This is a genomic window from Pseudoselenomonas ruminantium, from assembly GCF_900113715.1.
GTDB classification, from domain to species: Bacteria; Bacillota; Negativicutes; order Selenomonadales; family Selenomonadaceae; genus Selenomonas_A; species Selenomonas_A caprae.
Map to the genome: position 1 here is coordinate 46,709 of NZ_FOQK01000017.1, position 26,572 is coordinate 73,280.

Genomic DNA, 26,572 nt, shown 5'->3' on the forward strand with positions numbered 1-26,572 from the left:
ACATGAAAACGCATGAGGTGATTTTAGCACTGCGGAACAAGGCAGGCCTTTCGCAAGAAGAGTTGGCGCAGAAGATTTTCGTGACCAGGCAGGCAGTATCCCGGTGGGAGCAGGGCGAAACAGTTCCCAATACCGAAACATTGAAGCGGTTATCCCAGGTGTTTGATGTTTCAATCAATACCCTGCTGGGATCGCCCCGCAAGCTGATCTGCCAATGTTGCGGGATGCCGCTGGAGGATCCGCTGATTGGCAGGAACAAAGATGGGTCACTCAATGAAGACTATTGCAAATGGTGCTATGCGGATGGGATCTTCACTTATAGCAATAAGGAAGAGCTATTGGCGGTCTGTGTCGGGGAACTTAGGAAACAAGGCTTTTCGGAGCAGCAGGCCAGAGAGTATATGGAAGAGAAACTGCCGAAACTCGCTTACTGGCGGCGGCATGAGGAGTTTTGCGATGGCGGCGGGCTTGCCGCATTCAAAGACCGCTTGGTAGAAGAGTTGAATGGGCTTTCCATCGAGGGAATGCCAAAAGTGGAGGCAGTGCATCCGCTGGTGGGAAGCTATGTGAATCTGGCCTATGGCTTGCCCAGCGGCGAACGGGTGAAATTCCTGGATGATGATAAAACCTACTGGGGAAATCAACTGCCAGGTGCGGCTGGCAGCAGTCGGTGCTTTGGGGTACTGGCAGACAAGGAGTTCCTGCTGGTCTGCACTTATGAAGAAGGAGGGAAGAATTCCGAACTGCTGGTATATAGAAAAAGATAGATCTTATAATAACATTGATACGATGTGCGGATAAGTCTTTACAAATAAAAGAAAATACCGTATAATATATTTTGTTCGGGACGTAGCGCAGTTTGGTAGCGCGCTTCCTTGGGGTGGAAGAGGTCGTGGGTTCAAATCCCGTCGTTCCGACCATTATATGATCGTTAAAGTGATTCAGCTTCGGCTGGATCACTTTTTTTCAATCAGGATAGCTAGGCTGGCATGAAAGGAAGTAATACATGAGCATTTTGAACGTATCTCATTTATCCCATAGCTACGGTGGACGGGAAATCTTTGAGGATGTGAGTTTCCGCCTGCTGAAGGGCGAGCATGTTGCGCTGGTGGGCGCCAATGGTGAGGGTAAATCGACGTTCCTGTCAATCATCACGGGGCAGCTGACACCAGATGCCGGTACGATCGAGTGGGCGAAGCGTGTCAAGGTCGGCTATCTCGACCAGCATGCTGTGCTGCAGGCGGGCATGACCATTCGCGATGTATTGCGCACAGCCTTTGATGATATGGTCAAGGCTGAGCAGGAAATGCTCGCGGCCTACGATAAGATGGGGGACGCTACGCCGGAGAAAGTCGATCAGCTCATGAAGGATGTGGGCGATATCCAGGATATGCTTGAGGCTGGCAGCTACTATACCATCGATGCGCGCATCGAGGAGGTATCTGGCGGTCTCGGACTCCGCGATATCGGCCTTGACCGCAAGGTTGACGAGCTTTCAGGCGGCCAGCGCACGAAGGTATTGCTGACGAAACTGCTGCTGCAGAATCCGGAGATCCTGATTCTTGATGAGCCGACGAATTATCTGGATGCTGAGCATATCCAGTGGCTGACCACGTATCTGCAGAACTATGAGAATGCCTTCATCCTTGTGTCGCATGATGTGCCATTCCTCAACGCGGTCACGAATGTCATCTATCATGTGGATAACCTGAGTCTTGACCGCTATACGGGCAGCTATGAGAAATTTGAGGAGATGGCAGCTTTGAAACGCCGTCAGGAAGAGGCGGCATATGAGCGCCAGCAGGCGGAGATCAAGAAGGAGCAGGACTTCATCCAGCGCAACAAGGCTCGTGTCGCCACGCGCGGCATGGCCAACAGCCGGCAGAAGCGCCTCGACAAGATGGAGGTGCTGACGAAGCGTCAGGAGAAACCGAAACCGCATTTCCATTTCCAGTCCGACCGCACGCCGTCGCGCTTTGTCATCGAAGGCAAGCGCCTGGTGCTGGGCTATGACATGCCATTGACGAATCCGGTGGACATCCAGGTGGAGCGCAATAAGAAGATTGCCATCCGCGGCACGAATGGATTGGGCAAATCGACCCTCTTGAAGACGATGCTCGGCATGATACCGCCGATTTCGGGCAAGGTAGAGCTCGGTGAGTTTGTCTCTGTTGGCTATTTCGAGCAGGAAAGCGCGGCAGGCAATCAGAACACTGCCCTGGAGGCGCTTTGGCAGGAATATCCAGGGATGAGCAATTTTGAGGTGCGGGCAGCACTGGCAGCCTGCGGCCTGACGAATGAGCATATCACGACGAAGATGCTCGCCCTATCGGGCGGCGAGGCGGCTAAGGTACGGCTCTGCAAGATCATGCAGAAGCCGGTCAACCTGCTGGTACTCGATGAGCCGACAAACCATCTGGATGTCGAGGCCAAGAAAGAGCTCAAGCGTGCTATCAAGGAATACAAGGGCACGGTCCTGCTTGTTTCCCATGAGCCGGATTTCTATGAGGACATTGTCGACTCGGTTTGGAACATCGAGAAATGGTCGACGAAAATCATCTGATAGACCTATAAAGCCAGAAGGGCCTGCATCTGATTGAAGATGCAGGCCCTTCTGGCTTTATATTGTGTTTGATTTGGAAGCAGGGAATCAGTTGCCGAAGTAGCGGTCGAACAAGCCTTTGAACCCACGGCCATGGCGAGCTTCGTCTTTGGCCATCTCATGAACCGTGTCATGGACAGCGTCGAGGTTCAGCTGCTTAGCCAGCGTAGCCAGTTCTTTCTTGCCAGCGCAAGCACCATGCTCGGCGTCGATGCGCATGGAAAGGTTCTTCTTCGTGCTGTCGGTCAGGACTTCGCCGAGGAGCTCAGCGAATTTTGCAGCATGCTCAGCTTCTTCGAACGCATAGCGCTTGAAGGCTTCGGCAATCTCCGGGTAACCTTCACGGTCAGCCTGGCGCGACATAGCGAGGTACATACCGACCTCAGAGCACTCGCCGGTGAAATTCTGGCGGAGACCCTCGATGATGCGCGGATCGACATCCTTGGCCGTACCGACATGATGCTCATCCGCATAGGTCATCTCGCCGCTCTGCTCTACGAACTTGCTGGCAGGAGCCTTGCAGATCGGGCACAGCTCCGGAGCCTGCTCGCCCTCATAGACATAACCACAGACGGTGCAAACGAATTTTTTCATAATAAAAGACCTCCTAAAAATTATACACACAAACCAATAATCATTTGTTATTGGTGTAACTCACTTGGTATGCTTCAATTATATGCTATCCTTCCGGAAATAGAAATAGCCAAAAAGCGTCAAAAATCAAGATTATCTTACGGATACGATCATATACTTTCGATAACGATGGTTATCGCATATTTTCAAAATAAAATATTAACAAATAATAATTATTGATTAGGCGGAGGCGATGTTGGTTTACCATGTGTCCGGTTCGTGCTATAATAAGGATTTGAATGATGTTTTTTAAACACGATTTATAGGAGAGTAAATAACAAATGTTTACCTGTATGACGAATTCTCCCGAAGAGACTGTACACCTAGCCGAGCTGGTAGGTCAGAAGATCCGGGAGGGAACCGTGCTTTGCCTGGAGGGCGACCTGGGGGCCGGTAAGACTTTGTTTGTGCAGAGCCTTGCTCGTACCTTGGGCGTCGAGGGAGAGGTGACAAGCCCGACATTCAATCTGATGAATGTATATGAAGGGATTTGCCGCATCTACCATTTTGATCTTTACCGGCTGGAGACAGAAGCAGAGCTGGATGACATTGGCTTTTATGAGTACACGGAAGAGCCAGAGGGGATCGTGGTCATCGAGTGGCCAGATAAATTCCCAGAGTCATTGCCAGAGGATTATGTGAAGGTATGCATTCAGCGGACCGGCGTTACGGAAGAGGGACGTCGTTTGACGTTCTCGTGTGTCGGTGAGAGGAATCAGGAATTCATAAAGGAGTTGGAATCATTTGTCCATACTAGCCATTGATACGGCTACGCAGGTATCAAGTGTAGCGGTGGCATCACCGGGGAGACTGTCGGCAGAGCTGACGATGCAGGCAAAGCTTACCCATTCGGAGACGCTTATGCCGCATATCGAGCAGGTGCTGAAGATGGCCGCCGTGCCCAAGGATAAAATCGAGGGGATTGCCGTAAGCATCGGGCCGGGCTCGTTTACGGGACTGCGCATTGGCCTGGCGGCTGCCAAGGCGATGTCGTATGCACTGGATGTGCCATTGGTCGGCGTTTCGACGCTGGCGGCTCTGGCATATCACTATCCGGTGGCAGGTGTCCGCATCGTCTGCCTGCTGGATGCCCAGAAGGGCAATGCGTACGCAGAGACTTACCGTTGGGAGCAGGGGAAACTGCAGACTGTTGATGCGGTACGGGTAGCACCGATCAGCGAGATCATCGAGTGGTGCGGCCGTATGGATGAGCCGGTAGTCCTGCTGGGCGATGCTGTGCAGAAGAAGATTGCCGGCAAAGTGGATCTGCCGGCAGGTGTGACGGTGGCACCAGCACATCTGCTGATGCCACGCGCTGCCTGTGTGGCGATGCTTGGCCTTGATGAACTGGCCGCAGGCCATACCGATAATGTCATGAATCTGGAGCCTGTCTATATCCGCCGCAGTGAGGCTGAGGTGCTTTGGGAGAAACGTCATCCGGAAGAGGCGCAGAAGACTTTGCCGACGGAGGCCATGTGATGGAAGTGAAAGAGCTGGATTTTCGCGAGATGGCACCAGAGGATGCCGACGCTGTAGAAGTCGTGGAGAAGGCCTGCTTCTCGATTCCGTGGTCGCGCGATTCGTTCTGGAAAGAAGCGGCCAATGAGAATACGCTGTATCTGCTGGCACTTGACGGCGAGCGGGTCATTGGCTATGCTGGCTGCTGGATCTCCTTTGAGGAGTGCCAGATCACCAACGTAGCTATCCTGCCGGAATACCGCGGGCAGGGCATTGGGACGAAATTGTTCGGTGCCATCATCGAGGCGGTCAAGGCAAAGGGCGTGACCGCGATGACGCTGGAAGTCCGTCCGTCCAATGCCCCTGCAAGAGCGCTTTATGCACGCTATGGGTTCAAGGATGCCGGGCGGCGTCCCCATTATTACCAAGATGATGGCGAAGATGCGATCATCATGTGGAATACGAAACTTTGATGGATGGAGAGTATGTATGGAGAAGGAAAACAAAGAAGAATTGTTGACGCTGGCTATCGAGTCGAGCTGCGATGAGACATCGGCAGCTGTACTTCGCGGCGGCCGCACGATACTTTCCAATATCATCTCGACACAGATCCCCGTCCATCAGAAGTTTGGCGGGGTCGTGCCGGAAATCGCATCGCGCAAGCATATCGTCAACATCATGCCAGTCATCGATGAGTGCTTGCAGAAGGCAGGCGTGAAGCTTGCCGATATCGATCAGGTGGCTGTCACCTATGGGCCGGGATTGGTTGGTGCGCTGCTGGTCGGCGTATCGGCGGCTAAATCGCTGGCGTTCTCGCTGGGGGTACCGCTCATTGGGGTCAACCATCTGGAAGGGCATATCTTTGCCAATTTCCTGTCGACGCCAGACTTGGAGCCGCCGTTCATGGCCTTGGTCGTCTCAGGCGGCCATACGGCTCTGGTCGATGTCCGTGGCTACAATCATTTCCATATGATGGGACAGACGCGGGATGATGCGGCTGGCGAGGCGTTTGACAAGATCGCCCGTGTCATGGGGCTGCCGTATCCGGGTGGCCCGCGCATCGACGCGTTGGCGAAGGAGGGAAATCCGCTGGCTATCGATTTCCCGCAGGCCCTCAACGAGAAAGGCAATTATGAGTTCAGCTTCAGCGGTCTCAAGTCGGCCGTGCTCAACTACATCAACAGTGAGAAGATGAAGGGGCATGAGCTTAATAAGCCGGATATTGCGGCTTCCTTCCAGCGTTCGGTCATCGAAGTTCTGGTGGCCAAGGCGTTCCAGGCCGTCGAAGAAGCCGGCCGTGATACGCTGGTGCTTGCAGGCGGCGTGGCTGCCAACAGCGGCCTGGAGGCCAGGCTGCGTGAAGAGGCGGCCACGCGCGGCGTGAGATTCCTGTATCCGAGCAAGATCCTTTGCACGGACAACGCGGCCATGATCGGCTGCCGCGGCTATTACCAGTCGCTGTCGGGACGCTTCAGCGATCTGTATCTCAATGCTGTGCCAGGATTGGGACTGGAAGATAAAGAAGAATAAGTGTATAATAAGAAAAGAGATTGCTCAACGGAGAGATGAACGCGGGAGCAGTCTCTTTTTTTCTATGGACGTTCAGCAGAAGGACTGTTCAGGAGAGACAAGGATGGAGGTCGTTGATGGATGAACATGGCAGAGCTTTGCCGGCAGTATACGGATCTTTCGACGCGTGAGATCGGACGGTTGGAGTGCATGCGGACGGTGTTTCCCTTTCTGGCAGATCTGGCGCATGGACAACTCAAGGTCTATGTGCCGGCCAAGGTGGCGGGCAAGCTTGTGATTATCGCGCAGGAGCGGCCGCATACGATCTACATGTCCAAGCGTGACTCGGAGTATGGGCGGCTGCAGCCAGCCATCGAGGAACCGCTGGTGCAGGATACCCTGGCCACGGGGATGCCGGGCAAGGGGAAGCGGGAGTGGACGTATGGTTCGCTCATTGATATGTACACCTATGCGATCCACGATGGCACGAAAGTCATTGGCGTGATAAGCTTTGAAGTCGATGGCGACCGGCTGCAGATCGATGGTTATCCCTGCTTGCTGGCGACAGCTGTCGATGTCCTCAACAATGCGCGCAAGAGCGTAGAGGCCCAGCAATATCAGCCTTTGTCATCAAGCGATGGCATCTTGATCACGGATCAGTACAGCCGCATCGTATTTGCCAATGCAGCGGCCCAGCGCATCTATCGCGTGCTGGGGGTCGGCAGCCTGCGGGGCTGCCACTTGTTTGACCGCCAGCTGACGCGTCATGTCCGGCGGGAAACGATGGAGCGCGAGCGGCCTTGGCAGAAGGAACTTGTTGCTGGCGATCTCACGCTGATTCGGCGGCAGATCGATCTGCAGGAGGGAGGCCAGCTCGTAAGGCGCATCGTCATTTTGTCTGACGTGACTGAGACGCGGGCCAAGGACAAGGAAATCCGCATCAAGTCAGCGGTCATCCAGGAAATCCATCATCGGGTCAAGAACAACTTGCAGACCATTGCGAGCCTGTTGCGCTTGCAGGCCCGGCGCAGTCAGTCGGAGGAAGTCAGGCAGGCCTTGCAGGAGAGTGTCAATCGCGTGCTGTCGATTTCGGTCGTGCATGAATTCTTGTCCCAGCAGGGCGAGGAGGCCATCCATGTCCAGCAGGTCATGCAGCAGATCTTTGATCTGGTCGGCCGCAATATGGCCGACAGCGAGTTCTTGATCCGCACCGAGTATACGGGGCCTGATGTCGTACTGCCGTCGAAATACGCGAGCTCTCTGGCTCTCGTGCTCAATGAGCTGGTGCTCAATGCGATGGAGCATGCTTTTGCAGGACGCAGTTCCGGGCTTATCGGTCTTTCCGTCCGCGAGGATGACGACCACTGGCACTTAGATCTCTATGACGATGGCTGCGGCCTGCCAGAAGATTTCCGCCCGCAGCGCACGCGGTCACTCGGCCTGTCGATTGTCCGCACGCTGGTCGAGGGTGACCTTGAGGGGACTTTTGCCTTGGAAAATGATGAACGGGGCAGCGGCTATGGTACGCATGCCTATATCCGCCTGCCCAAGCCGGAGCAGGAAATTACAAGTGATGTAGTACAAAGCCTGGAGGAATGATAGGAATGAAAAAGAAGTCACTGCGGCTTGTCGTTGCCGACAATGAGTCGATTATTCGTCTGGACCTTAGAGAGATGCTCGAAGATGCAGGGCATGAGGTGGTCGGGGAGGCCATTAATGGGCGCAAGGCCGTGGAACTCACGCGCATGCATCGTCCGGATCTTGTCATCATGGATATCAAGATGCCAGAGATGGATGGCATCACGGCGGCCCGCAAGATTGCCGATGAGAAATTGGCGCCGGTGCTGCTGCTCACGGCGTTCAGCCAGGCGGATATCGTCGAGAAGGCCAAGGACTCGGGCGTGCTCGGCTACCTGGTCAAGCCGGTGCAGGAGAGCAATCTTTTTCCTGCCATCGAGATCGCGCTCTCCCGCTGGGAGGAGATGCAGGGCATGGAGCTGGAGCTTGGCAAGCTCAAGGACTCGTTGGAGACGCGCAAGCTGGTCGACCGTGCCAAAGGCATCCTGATGGCAGCTCATAAGCTCGGGGAGCAGGAAGCCTATCGGCGGATCCAGCGCTATGCGATGATGAAGCGCCTGAGCATCAAGGAAGTGGCTGAGGCGATTGTCAAGGCAGCTGGCGGCAAGGTATAAAAGCATAAAATTTTTTATAGGAATGTTTGTGGAGAGCCTGTCAGATAAGGCTCTCCATTTTTGTCTTGTTTTGTATTGGACAACGGTAAATGTCTTTGACTTGTGCGGTATGCAGTCGGAGGTTATAATAAAACTATCGAAACAAGAGCAAAGAAATCTTGCTTCGGTATCTACAAGCTTCTGAGTGATCATAGGAGGCAACAGGATGAATGTAAAAGAACGTACCGCGGCAATCCTCAAGCTGCTCGTGGATGGACAGCGCCCGTTCACGACAGCAGGAGAGCTGGCGGAGAATCTCGGGGTCAGTGCGAAGACCATTTCGCGCGAACTGCCGGGGGTGGCAGGTGCGTTGGAGAAATATGGCCTTGCCTTGAACAAGAAGAAAGGGGCAGGATTTGCCATCGCTGGTGCCGAGGATGCCATTGCGTCTTTGAAGGAATCTTTGGGGCAGGTGAATGACCACAATTATACACCGCAGGAGCGGCAATCGATCATCGTGAGCCGCTTGCTGCCAAGTCATGAGCCGGTGAAGCTCTTTGCCTTATCATCACTTCTCGGAGTGACAGACAGTACCATCAGCAACGACCTCGACAAGCTCGAAGGCTGGTTTAAGGGACATGGGCTGAAGCTTGTCCGCAAGCCGGGGCTGGGTGTCTACGTCGAGGGCGAGGAGCAGAGTATCCGGCAGTCAATCGTCGCATACATCTATGATAATATTGAAGAAAATGAATTATTGGAGCTCGTCCACGCCAATCTCGCGGACGAGCAGGAAAAAGTCAACCAGGCAGCAGGCTATCTGCTCGATCTGGTCGACAAGGAAATCATCCATCGTCTGGAGCGGCTGATCCGCCAGGCGGAGAAGGAACTGGAGACGCGTTTGTCGGATCAGGCCTTCATCGGCTTGACGGTGCATCTGGCACTGGCCGTCCAGCGCATCCGCAAGCAGGAGCGCATCCATATCCGGCCGGGATTCCTGGCGGAGCTGAAGCAGAAGCAAGAATTCCAGACGGCAGGGCATATCGCGGCAGAGATCGCTAAGGAGTTTGAGCTGCCGATCACTGAGGATGAGATCGGGTATATCACGATGCATCTTCTGGGAGCGCGCAGCCGCTACCGGGACAATGAAGCCACCGACGCCGTGCTGGATAACTTCCATCTGGTGCGGCTGGCCAAGGCTATCATGAAGGCCGCTGAGGAGGAGACAGGCGTCAGCCTGTACCGCAATTCGGAGCTGCTCACTGGTCTTGTCAATCATCTTGGTCCGTCGATAAGCCGTCTGCAGATGCAGATGGATATCCGCAATCCGCTGCTTGATGAGATGAAGGCGAAGTTTCCTGAGCTCATGCAGCTGGCGAAGAAGAGCGTACGCGAGGTGGAAAAGGAGCTGGAGCTTGCCTTTCCGGAATCCGAGATCGCTTTCATCGCCATGCATCTGAGTGCAGCACTTACCGACAGCAATATGCTGAAGAAACTGGAGCATACGGTCATCGTTGCCTGCCCGACGGGGATGGGCACGAGTCGGCTGCTGGCCAGCCGCCTGCGGCAGCAATACGACAATCTGGTCATTGCCGATCAGGTGTCGACGCTGCAGCTGACGCCGGAGTATTTCAGCAGCCATGAGGCGGAGTTCATCGTGGCGACGGTGCCGATCCCGCACGTACCTTTGCCGGTGGCGGTGGTGAGCGCCCTGCTGACCAAGGAAGATCAGCTGTGCATCGATGAGCTGCTCGGACAATGTGAGGAAGCCAGAGTCGAAGCGCGGGCGGCGGGCAAGGCACAGGCAAAGCCGGATTTTGCGGCGGCGCTCCGCATCATGCAGGCTTATGATACTGCAATCCTGAGCCTGCTGGATAACTTCTTCTTTTATGAAGATGGAGCCTCCATGACGGTCCAGGAGGTGGCCGAAGGGGTCGGCCGTCTGGTGGGCAGTGACGATAGGCAGGCAGAGGGCATCAAGCGGGCATTGCTGAGTCGCGAAGATCAGGGGAGTACCGCGATCACTGGCAGCAGCATGATCCTGCTGCATTGCCGCAGCTCGGTTGTCACGCGCTTGCAGTTCGGCATTGTCCACCTCGGCAGCTGGTTCCTGTATCCGGCTGAACCCACGGAGAAGATCCGGACAGCCATAGTCATGCTGGCACCAGCAGCGGGCAGCTGCTATGAATTGGAAACCATTGGACATATTTCAGCAATCCTCTTGGAACGCTGGGGCCTTATCGAGGTCCTGCACGAGGGGGATCAGAAACTTATCAAAGAGGAACTCACGCATATCTTCCGTGAGTTCCATGCCAAGAAATATCGGGAATTATTGGGGGGATAATCCATGAGCACGACAAGGAGCTCAAATCATGGTGTACAAGAGGCCATGCAGAAATTCGGACGTTTCCTATCGGGCATGGTGCTGCCGAACATCGGCGCATTCATCGCCTGGGGCTTGCTGACAGCCCTGTTCATTCCGACGGGCTGGCTGCCGAATGAATACCTGGCCCAGGTGGGCGGGCCGATGAGCAAATGGCTCATCCCACTGCTGCTCGGTTATAGCGGCGGTGCGGCGGTCTATGGTCATCGCGGCGGCGTTCTCGGCGCTATCGCTACCTCGGGAGTCATCGCGGGTGCGGACATCCCGATGTTCCTCGGGGCTATGATCATGGGGCCGCTCGGCGGTTTCGTCATCAAGAAATTCGACAAGGCCATCGAGGATCAGATTCCTACGGGCTTTGAGATGCTGGTGAACAACTTCTCGGCGGGTATCATCGGCGGGATCCTCGCTGTGCTGGCCTTTGTCGGTGTCGGGCCAGTGGTGCTGGCGGCCAATGGTGTGCTGCGTGCAGGCGTGGAGGGGATTGTCGCCGTCGGCCTGCTGCCGCTGGCATCCATCATCATCGAGCCGGCGAAGATCCTGTTCCTCAACAATGCCATCAACCATGGCGTCCTGTCGCCGCTGGGCATCCAGCAGGCTGAGGAGTTCGGCAAGTCGATGTTCTTCCTGCTGGAGGCCAACCCTGGCCCTGGCCTTGGTGTCCTGCTGGCCTACTGGTTCTTCGGCAAGGGTATGGCCAAGGATTCGACGCCGGGTGCTATCATCATCCATGTGCTGGGCGGCATCCATGAGATCTATTTCCCGTATGTGCTGATGAAACCTGTACTGCTGCTGGCCGTCATTGCTGGTGGAATGGCTGGTGTTGCTACGCTGCAGTTCTTGGGCGGCGGTCTCATTGCTCCGGCTTCGCCGGGATCGATCCTTGCGGTGCTGGCTATGACGCCGAAAGGTGCCTTCCTGGCAAATGTCGCCGATTTCCTCGTGGCGACGACGGTCTCCTGTGCGGTCGCATCGGTATTCGTCAAGGCTTCGGCCAGTGAGGAGAGCGAGGAATCCCTCAAGGATGCGCAGGCAGATATGCAGGCGCTGAAGAATCGCGGCAAGGTGATGCCGGAGGTCAAGGTCAGCGGTGCAGAGCTGCGCACGATCGTCTATGCCTGCGATGCCGGCATGGGGTCAAGTGCCCTGGGTGCGGCCAGCCTGCGCAAGAAGCTGCGCAAGGCAGGTTACGAGGATATCTCGGTCACGAACGCGGCTATCGGCAGCATTCCGCAGACGGCACAGATTGTCGTCACCCATGAAAAGCTGGCCCAGCGGGCTATGGAGGACGCGCCGCAGGCTGAGCACATCCTGGTCCGCAACTTCACGCAGAACGACGTCTTCGAGCAGATCATGGCGCGGCTCGAACCGAAAACGGCGGCAAGCAGTCATGCAGGCGTCCTCGTGGCTGGCCAGCATGGTGCGAAGGAACGTCATATCCTGGATATGACGAATATCCAGCTGGGGCTCACAAGCGTCACGAAGGAAGAAGCCATCCGTCAGGCTGGTGAGGCATTGGCGGCCGCAGGCTATGTGGATGAGCCCTACATCGAGGGGATGCTGAACCGTGAGAAGGATATCAGCACCTACGTCGGGCGCGGCATTGCCATCCCGCATGGCGAGAATAGCGTCAAAAGCTCTATCCGTGAGTCAGGCATTGTTGTCCTGCAGTATCCCCAAGGCATCAAGTTTGGCAAGGATATGGCCTATCTGCTCGTCGGCATCGCTGGCAAGGATAACGACCATCTGTCCATCCTCGCCAATATTGCCGCTACGATGGATGAGTGTACAGAGGCAGAGCTTGATACGCTCTATCATACGACAGACCCTAAAGTTCTTTACGAGCGCTTTGCGCTGGCATAAATAAATCACAAACTGACATGTCCCTTTTCCGTCAGACAGGATAGCCTCGGGCTGCCTGTTGGCGGGGAAGGGCTTTTTGTATGGAGGAATTCAAGATGAAACAGGCAGTACATTTTGGCGCTGGCAATATCGGCAGAGGATTTATCGGCGAGCTGTTGGTCCGCTCGGGCTATGAGGTGGCATTTGTCGATGTCAATAAGGAGCTCGTTGACCTTATCAATGCGCGCAGAGGCTACGATATCGAGATCGTCGGTGAGCAGCCGCAGAAAACCCATGTGGCGCATGTGCGGGCCATCAATAGCGAGGAGGACCCTGAGGCACTCATGCAGGCCATCGAGCAGGCAGACATCATCACGACGGCCATCGGGCCGAATATCCTGAAGTTCATTGCCCCGAATATCGCCAAGGGCTTGGCGCGCCGCCTGAGACGCAGGCAGGTGCCGCTCAATATCATCGCCTGTGAGAATATGGTGGGCGGCTCCACGGTGCTCAAGAAGCATGTCTATGAGCATCTCTCGGCAGATGAGCGGGCGATGTGCGATGCTTGGATCGGGTTCCCCGATGCCGCTGTCGACCGCATCGTGCCGCTGCAGAAGAACGACGATCCGCTGCTCGTGAAGGTCGAGCCCTATGCGGAATGGGATGCCGATGTGACCCAGGCTAAGGGCGAGCCGCCGCAGATTGAAGGTCTTACCTGGGTGGAAAATCTCGAGGCGTATATCGAGCGTAAATTGTTTACGGTCAATACGGGGCATGCTTCGATTGCTTATCTGGCCTATCGCAAGGGCATCAAGGATATCTATACGGCTATGCAGGATAAGAGCATTGTCGATATGGCCCGTCAGGTCTGGGCAGAAACGGGCAGCCTGCTCATCAAGAAATTCGGCTTCAATCCCGAAACGCATAGGAAGTATATCGAGACGACGGAGAGCCGTTTCCGCAATCCGCATCTTTCCGATGAAGTCACGCGGGTAGCCCGCGGGCCGAAACGCAAGCTTGGCGCCAAGGATCGTCTCGTGAGCCCCGCATCCCAGCTCTTAGCGCAGGGACAGAAACCAGCAGCCCTGGCGACGGTCATCGGCGCAGCCTTCCATTTTGACTATGAGGGCGATAAGGAGGCGCAGGAAGTACAGCAGGGCATCCAGCGCGAGGGACTGCACCGCGCCATCCATAACTATACCGAAATCCCGGAGAACTCGGAACTCTTCCGCATGGTGGAGAACAAAACGGCAGGATTCTAAGGGAAATCAAGGGTCTTTCCAAGCGGGAAGGCCTTTTTGATTTTTTGACTATTTTTTGTTTGCTTATTGACATTTTGACTAAGAACGGTTACTATAAGAATTGTAGTTAGCACTCGGGTTTAGTGAGTGCTAACAAGATAACTTTGTTATTCCATTATATAGGAGGAAGATACCTATGATTAAGCCATTGGGCGAAAGAGTTGTCATTGAAGTTTCTGAGGGCGATGTAAAGACCGCCAGCGGCATTGTACTGCCGGATACGGCCAAAGAGAAGCCGCAGAAGGGCACGGTTGTTGCTGTAGGCACTGGCAAGCTGCTCGAGAATGGTGAGCGCGCTGCTATGGAAGTCAAAGCTGGCGACGTTGTTGTCTTCTCCAAATATTCCGGTTCGGAAGTCAAGGTTGACGACAAAGAGTACCTGATCGTCCGCGAGAGCGACATCCTGGCTGTACTGTAAGATAGACTTTTGGAGGTAATATAAATGGCTAAACAGATTCTGTTTGATGAAGATGCACGCCGCGCACTGGGCCGCGGTGTTGATGCACTGGCTAATGCTGTAAAAGTAACGCTTGGACCTAAGGGCCGCAACGTTGTTCTGGAAAAGAAATTCGGCGCACCGACGATTACGAATGATGGTGTCACGATCGCTCGTGATATTGAGCTCGAGGATCCGTTCGAGAACATGGGCGCACAGCTCGTGAAAGAGGTTGCTACGAAGACCAACGATATCGCTGGTGACGGTACGACGACGGCAACGCTCTTGGCACAGGCTATGATCCAGGAAGGTATGCGCAACGTTGTCGCTGGTGCTAACCCGATGATCATCAAAAAGGGTATCGATACGGCTGTCAAGGCTCTCGTCGAGGAAATCAAGACGAAGGCTAAGAAAGTCGATGGCAAGGCTGATATCGCTCAGGTTGCATCCATTTCCTCTGCTAACGAAGAGACGGGCGAACTGATTGCTGAGGCTATGGAGAAGGTCGGCAAAGACGGCGTCATCACGGTTGAGGAATCTAAGTCCATGACGACGAACCTCTCCGTTGTTGAAGGTATGCAGTTTGACCGTGGCTACATCTCCCCGTACCTCGTAACGGATACGGATAAGATGGAAGCAGTCCTTGAGGATCCGTACATCCTCATCACGGACCGCAAGATTTCTGCTATCGCTGATATCCTGCCGATTCTCGAGCAGGTTGTAAAACAGGGCAAGCAGCTTGCTATCATCGCTGAGGATGTTGACGGTGAGGCACTGACGACGATTGTTGTCAACAAACTTCGTGGCACGTTCAAGGCTCTGGCTGTCAAGGCTCCGGGCTTTGGTGACCGCCGCAAGGCTATGCTCGAGGATATCGCTATCCTGACGGGCGGTAATGTCATCAGCGAGGAACTCGGCCGCAAACTCGATAGCGTAACGCTCGAAGACCTCGGCCGTGCTCGTCAGATCCGCTCCACGAAAGAGGAGACGACGATCGTTGATGGCGTTGGCGATAAGGATGCCATCGCAGCTCGCGTTGCTCAGATCAAGAAACAGATCGCTGAGACGACCTCTGACTTCGATAAAGAGAAACTCCAGGAGCGCCTGGCTAAACTCGCTGGCGGTGTAGCTGTCATCGAAATCGGCGCTGCAACGGAAGTTGAGATGAAAGACCAGAAATACCGTATCGAGGATGCGCTCAACGCTACGCGTGCAGCTGTTGAGGAAGGTATCGTCGCAGGCGGCGGCACGACCTTCATCGACATCCTGCCGGCACTGGATAAAATCCAGGCTGAAGGCGATGAGAAAGTCGGCGTAAACATCGTTCGCCGTGCTATCGAAGAGCCGGTCCGCCAGATTGCCAACAATGCTGGCCTCGAGGGCTCTATCGTTGTTGAAAACGTCAAGAAGGCTGGCGACGGCATTGGCTTCAACGCACTCAAGAACGAGTATGTTGACATGATCAAGGCTGGTATCGTCGATCCGGCTAAGGTTACGCGCTCTGCTCTGCAGAATGCAGCATCCATCGCTTCCATGGTTCTCACGACGGAGACGCTCGTCGCTGATAAACCGGAAGAGAAGCCGGCTGCTCCGGCAGCTGCACCGGGCATGGGCATGCCGGGCATGATGTAAGGAAAAATCGCATAACGAGTATGTGATTGTTGGAAAACAGGCTATGGGCAGGATTGCCCATAGCCTGTTTTTGCTTTTGATAATAAAAATATCGACAAACTAATAATTGTTTGGTATCATAAGATACCTTATGAATTTCAGAATGGAAAGAAGGTGTGGCTATGAAGCAGTTTGCTTATGATTTTTATGGACTTACGGGGCTGGAGGAGATCTTGGAAGATTTCCTCCAGCATTGCCCGGAACAGTATGCCGATATCTTGGTGCAGGTCTTTACCTGTATCTGTGACCGGGAAATTGTCACCGGCATGGTGGGGAAGATCGCCGCTGTCTTGCCGCAGGCAAAGATCATAGGGACGGTCACTTCGGAACTTCCCGTCATCGAGGATTGGCAGAAGCGGAAGACACAACTCTGCATCATGGTGTTCCGGGATACCCAGGTAAAGCTCCATTCCTTTGCGCGGCAGGCACAGGAGGAGGAACAGGCTTGGCAGCGCAAAGTCGGTCAGACGCTGGCCGGCTGTTGCCAGGAAACACAGCATCTGGCTGGCCTTGAGCTATTGGTCACAGCAGAGACTTTTGCTGTCCGTCCCTTCCTGCAGGTCTTGGCGGAAAAAGTCAGCGATGTGCCTGTCTTTGGCGGCGGGGCATATGCAGCGGTCCAAGAGGAAGTGCCGTTTGTTTTCTCACAGGAAGGCATTGTGGACCAGGGCATCCTGGTGGCCGCTTTTGTCAGCCGCAAGCTCAAGATCCTGGTGGCAGACAGCATGGGCTGGCGTCCTTTAGGGAAGACGATGACCATCACGGAGATGGTGGATGACTACACAGTGGCGGCTATCGACCATAAGCCGGCTGCGCATGTCTATGAGAAATATCTGGGCGTCGATCGCGAAGATTTCCATAGCTTCAATGTGTCGGAGTTCCCGCTGCTGGTCGAGCGTGAGGGCTATCTGCTGGCGCGGCCGTCGATCGGCAGGACGGACGCGGATGCGCTGACCTTTGCGGCTGACCTGCAGACCGGGGAGAAGGTGCGGCTGTCCTATGGCGATCCCCAGGCCATCATCCAGCAGGCGCTGTATACTGGCCAGCAGGTCCAGGCGTTTGGGCCGGAGGGCATTCTGCTGATCAGCTGCATTGGCCGGCATTTCTATGTCGGTGAGGCGGAGAAGCTGGAAATCGAGTGGTATCGGAAAATCGCGCCGACGGCTGTTTGCCATACCTATGGGGAGTTCCTGCGGCAGGGACGCAATATCAATACCTTGACAATCACATTTGTGGCGGTGGCCTTTTGCGAAGACGTTGGCAAGCGCCAGGAACGCAAGCGGGTGGTAGACAGCCTGGCCAATCAGGACTTCCAAGGACATTTGTCAATGGTCCACCGCCTGGCACATTTCGTGACGGTAAGCTCCCAGGAACAGGAAGCCCTGGCGGCGCAGCTGGTCGAGGTGAATGATAAATTGGCGGAGGCCAACAAGCGGCTGTCGGCGATGGCCAGCATGGACCGGCTGACGCAGCTGCTGAATCGCGGCGAGGTGGAGCAGCATCTGCAGGAGTTGGTGCGGCAAAGCAAAGAGCAGGATCGTGTCTTTGCAGGGATCCTGCTCGACATTGACAATTTCAAGAAGATAAATGACACCTTTGGGCATGACGTGGGTGACCGGGTGCTTATCCGGCTGGCCGAAGTATTGCGCAGCTGCGTGCGGAGCCACGATTACGCGGGGCGCTGGGGCGGCGAAGAATTCCTGGTGCTATTGCCCGATACGGCTGCAGCTTATGCAGCAGAGGTGGGGGAACGCATTCGGGCCGCTCTGCGCGAGGCTCCCGTGCTGCCGGATGGCGGTTTCATCACCGTCAGTGCCGGCGTTGCCCAGATACAGGCGAACGAGACGTTCCCTGTCTTCTATCAGCGCTTGGATAAGGCGCTTTATGAGGCGAAGCATACGGGAAAAGACCGGGTAGTGACCGCAGGCTGAGAAAAGAAATGCAAGGATGTCCTTTACGGCAAGGGACATCCTTTGTCATGTCTGCCAGGCGGAAGTATTGACTTATATAGGGGGATTGGTTATAATAAGCAAGCATTGATAAATTCATCGATGCGCGAAAATAGAAGAAAATCCAGAAAAGAATATCCTGTTGTTCTGGTGTAGGAAAAGGAATGATATTCCTAGCGCATGCTCTCCGAAGCGTACGGTTTGCTTCGGAGAAGACGAGGAGAAGGTTGTCGAATAGTCAGCGGATGCCTTCCGGCCGGTCCGGTCGATAGAGATCTGTTAAAGCCCAGGTGCGAGCCTGGGGGAAGAGCGGATGGAGGACACAGCAGGAATAGTACAATTTCATAGGAGGTACTATTATGTGTGGTATCGTAGGTTATGTCGGTGACAAGCAGGCAGCAAATTTCCTGCTCGAGGGTCTTGCCAAGCTCGAGTATCGTGGTTACGACTCGGCTGGTATCGCTGTATTCAATGGCGAGAGCATCCGCGTGGAGAAAAGTGTTGGCCGTCTGGCGTCCTTGAAGGACAAGATCAAGGACGATATGCCGCAGGGCACGATGGGTATCGGCCATACTCGTTGGGCAACCCATGGCCGTCCGTCGGACCGCAACTCCCATCCGCATACGGATTGTTCCGGTGATTTCGTCGTCGTCCATAACGGCATCATCGAGAACTACCTGACGCTCAAGGAAGACCTCATCGAGAAGGGGCACGTATTCAAATCTGAGACGGATACGGAAGTCGTTGCGCATCTCATCGAAGAGGTCTATAACGGCGATTTCGTTTCGTCGGTACGCGAGGTGCTGCGCCGCGTCGAGGGTTCTTACTCACTCGTATTCATGAGCAGCAAGCACCCGGGGATGCTGATCTGTGCGAAGCAGGACAACCCGCTGGTCATCGGTCTGGGCGAGGGCGAGAACTTCATCGCGTCCGATATCCCGGCTATCATCCAGTACACGCGCCGTACTTACATCCTCAACGACGGTGAGATGGCTGTCCTCACGAAGGATTCCATCAAGATCTCCAACCGTCAGGGTGAGCCGGTGACCAAGAAAGTCTTCGAGGTCAACTGGAATGCCGAAGCTGCTGAGAAGGGCGGCTATGAGCACTTCATGCTCAAGGAGATCCACGAGCAGCCGAAGGCTGTCCGTGACACCATGAGCCAGCGCATTGCCAAAGACGGCAAGAGCATCATCATGGATGAGCTCAAATGGGACGCTGACTATCTGAACTCGTTCAACAAGATCTATATCGTTGCCTGCGGCACGGCTTATCATGCTGGCCTGGTAGGTAAATATTATATCGAGAAACTTGCCCGTACGGTTGTCGAAGTCGATGTGGCTTCGGAGTTCCGTTATCGTGAGCCGATCGTCGATGAGAACACGCTGTTCATTGCAGTTTCTCAGTCGGGCGAGACGAGCGATACGCTCGCTGCTATGAAGGAATCCAAACGCCTGGGGGCGAAGACGCTGGCACTTACGAATGTTGTCGGTTCGTCGATTGCCCGCGAGGCAGATCAGGTGCTCTACACCTGGGCTGGCCCGGAGATCGCCGTTGCTTCGACCAAGGCTTATACGACGCAGATCGTCCTGTTCTTCATGCTGGCGCTTTACATGGCCCAGATCAAACAGACGCTGAAGCCGGAGCGCGTAGCTGAACTCATCGATATGCTCCATCAGATTCCGACGCAGGTCAGCCGCACGCTGGAGGATGTCGAGCCAATCAAGACCTTTGCGAAACAGTATGGCTTCAACGAAGATGTCTTCTATATCGGCCGTTCCCTTGACTACGATGTAGCCCTCGAGGGTTCGCTGAAGCTCAAGGAAATCTCCTACATCCATGCCGAGGCTTATGCAGCTGGTGAGCTCAAGCACGGCACGCTGGCCCTGATTGTCGAAGGTGTACCGGTCATTGCGCTGGCTACGCAGAAGAGCGTTTATGAGAAGACGCTGTCGAACATCAAAGAGGTCAAAGCCCGTGATGCTGTCGTCATCGGTATCGCTGCCGAGGGTGACGAGGAGCTCGAGAAGTATGTCGATCATGTCATGAAGGTTCCGGAGACGGATGAGCTCCTGATCCCGATCCTCACGGTCGTACCGCTGCAGCTCCTGGCTTATTATGCCGCTATTACGCGCGGCTGTGATGTTGATAAACCGCGCAACCTTGCAAAATCGGTTACGGTTGAGTAATCTGACGGGTCAAACCTTTTGACCGGTCAAGCATAGAATCCCGTTCGTATCGTGGATACGGACGGGATTTTTTTCGTCGGAAAAGATTCTTTTGTATTGAACGGTTTCGTGATAAAATAGAAGGCGTTCACTTTTGGCAGTACAGGAGGGTAAATGAGAAGAATTGGCAAGAGAATTACTGAAACTTGAACATATCAATAAATCTTATGAAGACCGGCAGATCCTGGAAGATCTCAATCTCACGGTACATGAGAACGAATTCCTTACCTTGTTGGGGCCGTCAGGTTGTGGCAAGACGACAATCCTGCGCATGATCGGCGGCTTTGAGACGCCGGACAGTGGCCGCATCCTGTTCGATGGACAGGACATCACGCGGCTGCAGCCGGAGAAGCGTCAGGTCAACACGGTCTTTCAGAAGTACTCGCTGTTTTCCCATATGGATGTAGCGGAAAATATCGCCTTCGGCCTCAAGCTCAAGGGCAAGAGTGCCAGCTACATCAAGGATAAGATAAAATACGCACTGAAACTTGTCAATCTTGACGGCTATGAGCACGCGCGGGTCACGCAGATGTCAGGGGGCCAGCAGCAGCGCATTGCCATAGCGCGGGCTGTGGTCAACGAGCCGAAGGTGCTTTTGCTGGATGAGCCGTTTTCTGCGCTCGACCTCAAGCTGCGCCAGAATATGCAGCGTGAGATCGTCAAGCTCAAGAAAGAGCTCGGCATCACGTTCATCTTTGTCACGCACGACCAGCAGGAGGCTTTGTCGATGTCCGATACTGTCGTGGTCATGAACCAGGGCTGGATCCAGCAGATCGGTACGCCGGAGAGCGTCTACAACGAGCCGGAGAACGCCTTTGTGGCGGACTTCATCGGTGACAGCAATATCATCGACGGCGTCATGGTGCGCGATAAGCTCGTGCATCTGCTCGGCAAGGATATCCCCTGCATCAATACGGGCTTTGGCGAGAATGTGCCGGTCGATGTGCAGATCCGTCCGGAGGACATCCAGATCTGTGCACCGGCAGACGGGCAGTTCCGCGGAATCATCCGCCAGGTGGTGTTCAAGGGCACTGTCTACGACATCACGATCGAGGCGGGCGGCTTCTCCTGGCTCGTGCAGACCATCACCGGTCACGAGCAGGGGGCGGAGGTCGGCATCCGCTTGGCTCCGGCTAATATCCAGATCATGGCGAAACCGGCCTCGGAAGATGAGGAGGCCGTGTCTGATGAATAATTCCAAATCCTTGCAGCGGTTGTTCACTGTGCCGTTTGGCATCTGGGCGGCGCTGTTCATCATCCTGCCACTCTTTTTCGTGCTCTGGCATGGACTGACGGATGAGGCGGGTGTTTTCACGCTGGCGAATCTGCAGGTGGTCTTGCAGTGGGAATATCTGAAGGCGCTGGGCTTATCGGCGGAGCTGGCCTTGATCAGCACGGTGATCTGCCTGGTCATGGCTTATCCGCTTTGCTTGATCTTGCAGCAATTGCGGCGGATGAAGGGAATCATGATCTTCCTGCTGTTCCTGCTGCCCCTGTGGATGAATTCCCTGCTGACGACGATGGCCTGGCAGACCATCCTTGAGAAGAACGGTATCCTCAATATGTTTTTGCGGTTCTGCGGCCTGCCCGACATGACGATCATCAATACGCCGCTGGCAATCGTCATTGGCATGGTCTATAATTTCCTGCCGTACATGGTGCTGCCGCTCTATGTGGCAATCTCACGCATCGACCACAGTGTCATCGAAGCGGCTTGGGATCTGGGGGCGAACCGCTGGCAGACGTTCCGGCACGTCATGCTGCCGCTATCCATGCCGGGGATCGTGAGCGGCTGCACCATGGTCTTCATTCCCGCGCTCACGACCTTCGTGATAAGTGCCTTGCTGGGCGGCAACAAGATCCTGCTCGTGGGCAATATCATCGAGCAGGAGTTCACGGCTGCTTACGATTGGCAGCTCGGCAGTGCCCTGTCGATGGTCCTGATGGTCTTCATCATCCTGAATATCCTGCTTGAGGCCTTTACAGATACGGAAGACCAGCGAAAGAAGGTGAAGGCATGATGGCGAAAGGGAAGAAGCTCTATCTGGGACTGGTTGTCCTGTTCATGTATGCGCCGATTGCCGTGCTGATCGCCCAGTCCTTCAATGCCAGCCGCTATCGTGGCCATTGGACAGGCTTTACCTGGGATTGGTATATCGCCCTATTTGCGAACGAGGACATCGTGAATGCCTTCTTGAATACCCTGTCCATCGGTGTGCTGTCGGCGTCGCTGGCCACCCTGCTGGCTTTGGTGACAGCTTTGGGCCTGCGCCGCATGGGGAGCCACGGCCGTATTTTCTTCCGCGGGCTGGCAAACATCCCGCTGCTCAATGCGGATATCGTCACGGGTATTTCCCTCATGTTGTTGTTCTTGGGCCTTGGCCTGCGCCTTGGCTATGATACGATACTCATGGCGCATGTGGTCATCAATCTTCCTTATGCGATGCTCTGCATCCTGCCGCAGGTACTCAGCATGGATCGTGTTTGTTATGAGGCGGCTCTGGATCTGGGAGCTACACCGCTGCAGGCTTTCCGCAAGGTCATCCTGCCGGAGTTGAGGCCTGGCATCATGGCGGCTTTCCTGCTGTCCTTTGCGATGTCGGCGGACGACTTCATCGTCACGTATTTCACCAAGGGAGCGGGCATCGAAACATTGACGACGGAAATCTATGCGGAGATCAAGCTCGGCATCCATCCGGAGATGTATGCCCTGTCGACCTTGTTCTTTGTGGCGGTCATCGTGCTGGTTACCTTGCTGTTGTTCAATTACCGCATGATCCGCCGGTATCGCAAGGCTGAGAAAAGGGAGGCGGGCGTATGACGAAGTATTGGCGCAGCCTGCTGCTGGTCGCGCTGTTTGGCGCAAGCATGCTTCTGGCTGGCTGTGACATGTTTGCCGAGGAGCAGGAGGAGGGCGATGATGTCCTCTATGTATACAGCTGGGGCGACTATCTCTCGCCGGAGGTGCTGGAGCAGTTCGAGGAGGAGACGGGGATCCATGTGATCCTCGATGAGTTCGACACGAATGAGAGCATGTATCCGCGGGTAGCTGAGGGGGCAGAGAACTACGATGTGCTCTGTCCGTCGGATTATATGATCCAGAAGCTTATCGAGAACAATCTGCTGCAGCCTTTGGATTTCAGCCAGCTGCCGAATGCCACGGAGTATATAGGCGAGGATTTCTTCCGCCAGTCGGAGGCCTTCGATAAGGGACATATCCATAATGTTCCCTATTGCTGGGGAACTGTCGGCATCATGTACAATATCCGCATGGTCGATGAACCCGTTGACAGCTGGTCGATCCTTTGGAATCCCAAGTACAAGGGCGAGATCCTCATGCAGGATTCTGCCCGCGACGCGTTCATGATTCCGCTGCGCTTGCAGGGGCATTCGATGAATACGAAGGATCCGCAGCAGCTGCAGGCAGCGCGGGATATGCTTATCGCGCAGAAACCGCTGGTGCAGGCGTATGGTGTCGATGATATCCGTGACAAGCTGAGCTCCGGGGAGGCGGCTCTCGGGGTCATTTTCTCGGGGGAGGCCATCAATCTGATGAAAGCCAATCCGGATCTGCGGTTCTGCCCGGCACCCAAAGAGGGGACGAACCTCTTCATCGATTCCTGGGTCATCCCCAAGAATGCGCGGCATGTGGAAAATGCCCATAAGTTCATCAATTTCATCTGCCGTCCGGATATTGCGGCCAAGAATTTTGAGAGCTTGGGCTATTCCACGCCAAATCTTGCGGTACGGGAACAGGAAGAAGAAAACGAAGACATGGAAGGATACCTGGAGGTGGCATTTCCGCCGGAGGAAGTCTACCATGGACAGGAAACTTATAGCTATTTGGGGAAAGAGCTCGACAAGCTATATACGAGTTTGTGGCTGCAAGTCAAAGTTGAATGATAGAATGAAGAAACAGCCGGACAGTGCTTTTGCAGCTGCCCGGCTGTTTTTATCATGAAAACGGATATTCAAAAGGAATCGCTGATACAAAAGGTATCGCGGATCTTTTTTGCTTGATAGAGTGCGTGGTCTACGCGCTTTATCACATCATCGGAAGAGGTGTCATCTTTCTGGAAACAGGTTGCGCCCAGCGAAATCGTGACTGGATGCTTTGCACCGTCAGGCGTGATGAAACTATGTGTGCGTATGCAGGTGTTGAGACGTTGCAGATGATGCTCAAGTTCCGTATGTGTCATCATTGAAAGGATCAGGATAAATTCATCGCCGCCCCAGCGGATGAGACAATCCTCTTGCCGGACGTTTTGCTTGATCTGCTGGACGGTATCGCGCAGGACGATGTCGCCAAAGTCATGGCCGTAGGTATCGTTGACGGTCTTGAAATGATCGATATCGAACATTGCGATTATCGTATTTGATCCGTTGTGGTGGTAGATAGAGAAAAGTTCTTTCAAACGTTCGGCTCCGTAATGACGGCTGCGGGCCTGGGTGAGGCTATCGGTGGCAATAGCATGCTGCAAGATATTGAGTTCATCCTGCTGGAGACGATGCTGCTGGCGATAAAGACGCAAGGCATAAAGGGCGGTGATGATGATGCCAAAGATGGAAAGCAGATAGCCGCAGAGCATGATGACTTTGAGCTTGGTAGAACCTGTGTAGATGTTTTCCCAGACAGCATGATAGGGAATTCCCATGCAGACAATCCAGTTGTAGTCAGGATAGAGCCGCGCGTAACTGAGCTTTTGCGATACCGTATCAGTACCGAGGTCCTTGAAATAATAGCTGTAGAACAGTGAACCGTGGTCGCGGACACCTTCAAGCTCTGTGCGATAGGGCAGGTTCCCTTTTGCATCAGGCGTATAGGTGGAGAGTAACATGCCCTCGGTTTCACGCAGGTTGGGATGAATCAGCCGGCGGGCATAGTTATCGCCGCCGTTGTAATCAATCACTTCGTTAATCCAGATGTAACTGCCGTCTTCGTTGCTGGCTTCGTAGAATACGCTGCGCAGGATATCTTCCACCTCGCTGCGGATTTGTGCGTCGGTAACGGGAGCGTTCATTTCTGCGTGGCGTTTTTCGATATTGTCACGCAAAACGTCGATATTGAGCAGGATGTTGTCGATTGTATGCTGGATGTATGCCTGCTGGAAAGTAAGTGCACTTCGATATAAAGCGTAGGTTGTCGCTGCCTGGATGACGAGCGTGGTGAACAAACAGAACACACAAAGCAGCAGGCTATGGGACAGTGTCCGTTGATTCTTATCTATCATTACGTATCACCTGAAAGTATGTAAAATGACAACAGGAAAAAATGCTTATCATTTTTTGATAGAATTCGTGATATGGAGAGCAAATTCCTGCCAAAAGAAAAAAGGAGTATCTGTATTTATGAAGAATCTTAGTATAATGTGAAAAGCAGAATTTTTATGAACGAGAATAAGGAGGATACGATGAATAAGAAGGCAGAAGCTTTTAAAAAGTATTTGGCAGAGGATGAAAACAAACAGGCAGCGTTCCAGATGGAAGAAGTCAAAGAGGATGCTCAGCATACCGTGGTATTCCGTTCGCATGTCCTGATCGAGGGGCAGCAGCTGCCAACTTTGGTTCTTTTAGATGACAGTGTCTTTTCGATGATTCGTGTACAGGTTTCGCCGCAGGCAAGAACGGAAGAGAATGAACTGGCTGTTTTGCGTTTGGCTAATGAGCAGAATCTCAAATACAAACCATTCAAATTGTATTTTGATGCAGCGGGTTCATTGATCCTTGACGTTTGCCTGTTGACGCCGGGTGACGATTTTGCTGGTTTGGGTGATGAAATCTACGGTATGTTTGATGTGTTGATCAACTTCCTCAATGAGGCATATCGCCCGCTGATGAAAGAAATCTGGTAAAACTAAAAAAATATATAAAAAGTTTAAAATAGGTGTTGACAAGTGCGCTGAAGACGTGTAATATAATACAAGTCATCAGCGCACAGCACTTATTGCTGGAACGAAAGATGACAAGATTGTTCTCTGAAAACTAAACAATGCAGAATGAATCATGCAAAATGATTCAAGCCAGATGTTTATGAAACTTCGGTTTCATGAAAAAAAACATCGATTGGTATGAACAACATAGCAATCGGCAATTTCTTTTAAGCAGCGAACAGCAATTTTAATTGCTTGTGAGTCGCTTACACAAATCACTTCAGTGATTTGTGAACCATAGAATAATTGAGAGCTTGATTGAGTTCTTCAATATAATTTATTGGAGAGTTTGATCCTGGCTCAGGACGAACGCTGGCGGCGTGCTTAACACATGCAAGTCGAACGAGGTGATTGAAAGCTTGCTTTTGAGAACCGAGTGGCAAACGGGTGAGTAACGCGTAGACAACCTGCCGCAAAGATGGGGACAACAGTCCGAAAGGACTGCTAATACCGAATGTTGTG

22 protein-coding genes, 1 tRNA gene and 1 rRNA gene are annotated in these 26,572 nt (G+C 53.9%); 22 read left to right on the forward strand and 2 right to left on the reverse strand.

Annotation, left to right across the window (positions count from 1 at the left end; genetic code table 11):
- Positions 1-2 precede the first annotated feature (2 nt).
- The 3 genes from BM181_RS09810 to BM181_RS09820 all read left to right on the forward strand — a co-directional run bounded on the left by BM181_RS09810 (position 3) and on the right by BM181_RS09820 (position 2,563).
- A complete protein-coding gene (locus BM181_RS09810; protein ID WP_075444485.1) occupies positions 3-767 on the forward strand; it encodes a zinc ribbon domain-containing protein in 765 nt (254 codons plus the stop codon).
- Between the two features lie 76 nt (positions 768-843).
- Positions 844-920 (forward strand) — tRNA-Pro (locus tag BM181_RS09815).
- An 86-nt stretch (positions 921-1,006) separates the two neighbouring features.
- Entirely contained in the window at positions 1,007-2,563 is a 1,557-nt protein-coding gene (locus BM181_RS09820; protein WP_075444487.1) for an ABC-F family ATP-binding cassette domain-containing protein, read from the forward strand.
- An 87-nt stretch (positions 2,564-2,650) separates the two neighbouring features.
- Here BM181_RS09820 and BM181_RS09825 read toward each other — a convergent pair whose 3' ends face one another.
- A complete protein-coding gene (locus BM181_RS09825) occupies positions 2,651-3,196 on the reverse strand; it encodes an NADH peroxidase (RefSeq protein ID WP_075444489.1) in 546 nt (181 codons plus the stop codon).
- Positions 3,197-3,516: 320 nt separating this feature from the next.
- Here BM181_RS09825 and tsaE point away from each other — a divergent pair, with 320 nt between their 5' ends.
- The 17 genes from tsaE (at position 3,517) to BM181_RS09910 (ending at position 24,083) form a co-directional block, all read left to right on the forward strand.
- Complete coding sequence (gene tsaE / locus BM181_RS09830; protein WP_075444491.1) at positions 3,517-3,999, forward strand: tRNA (adenosine(37)-N6)-threonylcarbamoyltransferase complex ATPase subunit type 1 TsaE; 483 nt, start codon at positions 3,517-3,519, stop codon at positions 3,997-3,999.
- Positions 3,980-4,714 carry a tRNA (adenosine(37)-N6)-threonylcarbamoyltransferase complex dimerization subunit type 1 TsaB gene (tsaB, locus tag BM181_RS09835; protein ID WP_075444493.1) on the forward strand — a complete coding sequence of 245 codons (735 nt, stop codon included), beginning with the start codon at positions 3,980-3,982 and terminating at the stop codon, positions 4,712-4,714. The genes tsaE and tsaB overlap by 20 nt, the downstream gene beginning before the upstream one ends.
- Entirely contained in the window at positions 4,714-5,166 is a 453-nt protein-coding gene (gene rimI, locus BM181_RS09840) for a ribosomal protein S18-alanine N-acetyltransferase (protein WP_075444495.1), read from the forward strand. Before tsaB ends, rimI begins: the two co-directional genes overlap by 1 nt.
- A gap of 16 nt (positions 5,167-5,182) precedes the next feature.
- The gene (gene tsaD / locus BM181_RS09845) at positions 5,183-6,223 is read left to right on the forward strand and encodes a tRNA (adenosine(37)-N6)-threonylcarbamoyltransferase complex transferase subunit TsaD (RefSeq protein ID WP_075444497.1); all 1,041 of its coding nucleotides are present in this window, start codon (positions 5,183-5,185) and stop codon (positions 6,221-6,223) included.
- A 120-nt stretch (positions 6,224-6,343) separates the two neighbouring features.
- Positions 6,344-7,801, forward strand: a complete 1,458-nt coding sequence (locus BM181_RS09850) for a sensor histidine kinase (RefSeq protein WP_075444499.1) — start codon at positions 6,344-6,346, stop codon at positions 7,799-7,801.
- Positions 7,802-7,806: 5 nt separating this feature from the next.
- Positions 7,807-8,394 carry an ANTAR domain-containing response regulator gene (locus BM181_RS09855; protein WP_075444501.1) on the forward strand — a complete coding sequence of 196 codons (588 nt, stop codon included), beginning with the start codon at positions 7,807-7,809 and terminating at the stop codon, positions 8,392-8,394.
- 205 nt (positions 8,395-8,599) lie between these two features.
- Positions 8,600-10,714 (forward strand): BglG family transcription antiterminator, encoded by a 2,115-nt coding sequence (locus BM181_RS09860; protein ID WP_075444503.1) that lies wholly within the window; start codon positions 8,600-8,602, stop codon positions 10,712-10,714.
- Between the two features lie 3 nt (positions 10,715-10,717).
- On the forward strand, positions 10,718-12,616 hold the full coding sequence (locus BM181_RS09865) for a PTS mannitol transporter subunit IICBA (RefSeq protein WP_075444505.1): 1,899 nt from the start codon (positions 10,718-10,720) through the stop codon (positions 12,614-12,616).
- A 95-nt stretch (positions 12,617-12,711) separates the two neighbouring features.
- The gene (locus BM181_RS09870) at positions 12,712-13,857 is read left to right on the forward strand and encodes a mannitol-1-phosphate 5-dehydrogenase (protein ID WP_075444531.1); all 1,146 of its coding nucleotides are present in this window, start codon (positions 12,712-12,714) and stop codon (positions 13,855-13,857) included.
- A 175-nt stretch (positions 13,858-14,032) separates the two neighbouring features.
- A complete protein-coding gene (groES, locus tag BM181_RS09875) occupies positions 14,033-14,314 on the forward strand; it encodes a co-chaperone GroES (RefSeq protein WP_075430000.1) in 282 nt (93 codons plus the stop codon).
- Positions 14,315-14,338: 24 nt separating this feature from the next.
- Positions 14,339-15,964 carry a chaperonin GroEL gene (gene groL / locus BM181_RS09880; RefSeq protein ID WP_075444507.1) on the forward strand — a complete coding sequence of 542 codons (1,626 nt, stop codon included), beginning with the start codon at positions 14,339-14,341 and terminating at the stop codon, positions 15,962-15,964.
- 161 nt (positions 15,965-16,125) lie between these two features.
- A complete protein-coding gene (locus BM181_RS09885) occupies positions 16,126-17,934 on the forward strand; it encodes a sensor domain-containing diguanylate cyclase (protein ID WP_075444509.1) in 1,809 nt (602 codons plus the stop codon).
- A gap of 377 nt (positions 17,935-18,311) precedes the next feature.
- Positions 18,312-20,141, forward strand: coding sequence for a glutamine--fructose-6-phosphate transaminase (isomerizing) (gene glmS, locus BM181_RS09890; RefSeq protein WP_075444511.1), 1,830 nt, complete (start codon positions 18,312-18,314; stop codon positions 20,139-20,141).
- A gap of 163 nt (positions 20,142-20,304) precedes the next feature.
- Entirely contained in the window at positions 20,305-21,375 is a 1,071-nt protein-coding gene (locus tag BM181_RS09895; protein WP_075444513.1) for an ABC transporter ATP-binding protein, read from the forward strand.
- Positions 21,368-22,201, forward strand: a complete 834-nt coding sequence (locus BM181_RS09900; RefSeq protein ID WP_075444515.1) for an ABC transporter permease — start codon at positions 21,368-21,370, stop codon at positions 22,199-22,201. Before BM181_RS09895 ends, BM181_RS09900 begins: the two co-directional genes overlap by 8 nt.
- Complete coding sequence (locus BM181_RS09905) at positions 22,198-23,001, forward strand: ABC transporter permease (protein ID WP_256211349.1); 804 nt, start codon at positions 22,198-22,200, stop codon at positions 22,999-23,001. Before BM181_RS09900 ends, BM181_RS09905 begins: the two co-directional genes overlap by 4 nt.
- A complete protein-coding gene (locus BM181_RS09910; RefSeq protein ID WP_075444517.1) occupies positions 22,998-24,083 on the forward strand; it encodes an ABC transporter substrate-binding protein in 1,086 nt (361 codons plus the stop codon). Before BM181_RS09905 ends, BM181_RS09910 begins: the two co-directional genes overlap by 4 nt.
- 68 nt (positions 24,084-24,151) lie before the next feature.
- Here BM181_RS09910 and BM181_RS09915 read toward each other — a convergent pair whose 3' ends face one another.
- A complete protein-coding gene (locus tag BM181_RS09915) occupies positions 24,152-25,411 on the reverse strand; it encodes a sensor domain-containing diguanylate cyclase (protein ID WP_075444519.1) in 1,260 nt (419 codons plus the stop codon).
- A gap of 180 nt (positions 25,412-25,591) precedes the next feature.
- Here BM181_RS09915 and BM181_RS09920 point away from each other — a divergent pair, with 180 nt between their 5' ends.
- A complete protein-coding gene (locus BM181_RS09920) occupies positions 25,592-26,032 on the forward strand; it encodes a hypothetical protein (protein ID WP_075444535.1) in 441 nt (146 codons plus the stop codon).
- A gap of 355 nt (positions 26,033-26,387) precedes the next feature.
- Positions 26,388-26,572 (forward strand): 16S ribosomal RNA (locus BM181_RS09925); the annotation flags it as partial.

Bases quoted from the DNA above. Each gene is read 5' to 3' on its own strand.
- BM181_RS09820 (WP_075444487.1), top strand. From the start codon at position 1,007: ATGAGCATTTTGAACGTATCTCATTTATCCCATAGCTACGGTGGACGG.
- BM181_RS09885 (WP_075444509.1), top strand. From the start codon at position 16,126: ATGAAGCAGTTTGCTTATGATTTTTATGGACTTACGGGGCTGGAGGAG.
- BM181_RS09900 (WP_075444515.1), top strand. From the start codon at position 21,368: ATGAATAATTCCAAATCCTTGCAGCGGTTGTTCACTGTGCCGTTTGGC.
- BM181_RS09860 (WP_075444503.1), top strand. From the start codon at position 8,600: ATGAATGTAAAAGAACGTACCGCGGCAATCCTCAAGCTGCTCGTGGAT.
- BM181_RS09810 (WP_075444485.1), top strand. From the start codon at position 3: ATGAAAACGCATGAGGTGATTTTAGCACTGCGGAACAAGGCAGGCCTT.
- groES (WP_075430000.1), top strand. From the start codon at position 14,033: ATGATTAAGCCATTGGGCGAAAGAGTTGTCATTGAAGTTTCTGAGGGC.
- BM181_RS09865 (WP_075444505.1), top strand. From the start codon at position 10,718: ATGAGCACGACAAGGAGCTCAAATCATGGTGTACAAGAGGCCATGCAG.
- BM181_RS09825 (WP_075444489.1), bottom strand. From the start codon at position 3,196: ATGAAAAAATTCGTTTGCACCGTCTGTGGTTATGTCTATGAGGGCGAG.
- tsaE (WP_075444491.1), top strand. From the start codon at position 3,517: ATGTTTACCTGTATGACGAATTCTCCCGAAGAGACTGTACACCTAGCC.
- BM181_RS09920 (WP_075444535.1), top strand. From the start codon at position 25,592: ATGAATAAGAAGGCAGAAGCTTTTAAAAAGTATTTGGCAGAGGATGAA.
- rimI (WP_075444495.1), top strand. From the start codon at position 4,714: ATGGAAGTGAAAGAGCTGGATTTTCGCGAGATGGCACCAGAGGATGCC.
- BM181_RS09910 (WP_075444517.1), top strand. From the start codon at position 22,998: ATGACGAAGTATTGGCGCAGCCTGCTGCTGGTCGCGCTGTTTGGCGCA.
- glmS (WP_075444511.1), top strand. From the start codon at position 18,312: ATGTGTGGTATCGTAGGTTATGTCGGTGACAAGCAGGCAGCAAATTTC.
- BM181_RS09870 (WP_075444531.1), top strand. From the start codon at position 12,712: ATGAAACAGGCAGTACATTTTGGCGCTGGCAATATCGGCAGAGGATTT.
- groL (WP_075444507.1), top strand. From the start codon at position 14,339: ATGGCTAAACAGATTCTGTTTGATGAAGATGCACGCCGCGCACTGGGC.
- tsaD (WP_075444497.1), top strand. From the start codon at position 5,183: ATGGAGAAGGAAAACAAAGAAGAATTGTTGACGCTGGCTATCGAGTCG.
- BM181_RS09915 (WP_075444519.1), bottom strand. From the start codon at position 25,411: ATGATAGATAAGAATCAACGGACACTGTCCCATAGCCTGCTGCTTTGT.
- BM181_RS09905 (WP_256211349.1), top strand. From the start codon at position 22,198: ATGATGGCGAAAGGGAAGAAGCTCTATCTGGGACTGGTTGTCCTGTTC.
- BM181_RS09850 (WP_075444499.1), top strand. From the start codon at position 6,344: ATGAACATGGCAGAGCTTTGCCGGCAGTATACGGATCTTTCGACGCGT.
- BM181_RS09855 (WP_075444501.1), top strand. From the start codon at position 7,807: ATGAAAAAGAAGTCACTGCGGCTTGTCGTTGCCGACAATGAGTCGATT.